Source organism: Ideonella alba (assembly GCF_018069875.1).
Taxonomy (GTDB): domain Bacteria; phylum Pseudomonadota; class Gammaproteobacteria; order Burkholderiales; family Burkholderiaceae_C; genus Ideonella; species Ideonella alba.
Genome location: NZ_JAGQDF010000035.1, coordinates 1 through 1,214, shown reverse-complemented (window position 1 = coordinate 1,214; position 1,214 = coordinate 1). Strand labels below are relative to the sequence as shown.

The 1,214-nt window shown below is 63.4% G+C and carries 2 protein-coding genes; both read right to left on the bottom strand.

The features are described from left to right. Positions 1 to 28 precede the first annotated feature (28 nt). Positions 29 to 850, bottom strand: a complete 822-nt coding sequence (locus KAK07_RS25065) for an IS3 family transposase (RefSeq protein WP_210857347.1) — start codon at positions 848 to 850, stop codon at positions 29 to 31. Next, positions 847 to 1,161, bottom strand: a complete 315-nt coding sequence (locus KAK07_RS25060) for a DUF1153 domain-containing protein (RefSeq protein ID WP_210857346.1) — start codon at positions 1,159 to 1,161, stop codon at positions 847 to 849. Before KAK07_RS25060 ends, KAK07_RS25065 begins: the two co-directional genes overlap by 4 nt. Positions 1,162 to 1,214: the final 53 nt, after the last annotated feature.

The following is a 1,214-nucleotide window of genomic DNA, read 5'->3' as shown; positions in this document are numbered from 1 at the left end:
TGTATCGACCCAGCAGAACCTGCTCAGCTCAAGCCGCTATTGCATAAGCCTCAGCGGGGGTCCTCATGTTCAGCGCCTGATGAGGGCGCCGGTGGTTGTAGAAATGGATCCAGTCGCCGATCAGGCGGCTGGCGTGCTGCAGTGACTCGAAGCGGTGCCGATGGACGCACTGCTCCTTGAGGGTGCGGATGACGCGCTCGACCAGGCCGTTCTGCTCCGGGCTGTGGGGCGTGATGAACTCCTGCTTCAAGCCGTAGCTGCTCACCAGTGCCGTGAAGCTGCGGCTGGTGAAGACCAGGCCGTTGTCTGATCGCAGCAGGAACGGCGCCGGCACCCGGCCCAGTGTGCCGAAGCGGGCAATCAAGGCTTGCTCCAGCGCTGACTCGGCGGTTTTGGATCGGCCGCTGCGCGACAGGTGCCAACCAAGCAGTTCCCGGCTGTGACAGTCGATCACCAGCGCCATCGTCGTCCAGCCATCCCGCCCTGCCCAGACGCGACACATGTCCGTGGCCCAGCGCTCGTTGGGCGCCTGGGCCACTGAAGGCAGCACCTGGATGCGGGGCCTGAAGCCCACGGGCCGTCGTCGGACCTGCCAGCCCTTGAGTTGGAAGATGCGCTGCACCGTGTTCTTGTTGAACCCCAGCAGATGCGCCACCGTGCGGTAGCCGAACGAGGGGTTCTCCTCGATCATGGCCTTGATCGGCTGAACAAGCCGCTCCTGCACCTTAGGCGCTGCCTTGACTGGGCGGTAGTACACCGTGCGCCGCGGCACGTCGAACCACCTGCACAGCTTGCTGATCGAGACGGTGATGCCGTCGGCCTGCAGTCCCTGGTGGATCGTCTCGATCACTTCTCGTCCTCGCCCAGCAGGGACTGCAATTTTTTTCGCGCACGCAGCTCCAGCATCGCCTCGCCGTAGGCCTCCTGAAGCTCCTTGAGCTGGCGCTCGTACTGCTCGCGCACATCCTGCGGGTTGGCCTTCAGGGCGTTCTCCATGCCCCGGCGGCCATCCTCCATCCAGCTCTCGATCTCCGAGGGCGGTAGGTCATAGGTGCGGCTGGCCTCGGCAACGCTGGTCTTGCCCTGGATGATCTCCAGCACCAACGCCGTCTTGCGCTTGGCCGTCCAGCGCTTGATCTCTTCGTCCATCAACGTACTCATGATGTCGTCCTTTCGACATTAACACCTGAGCAGGTTCTCACTGGGTCGATACA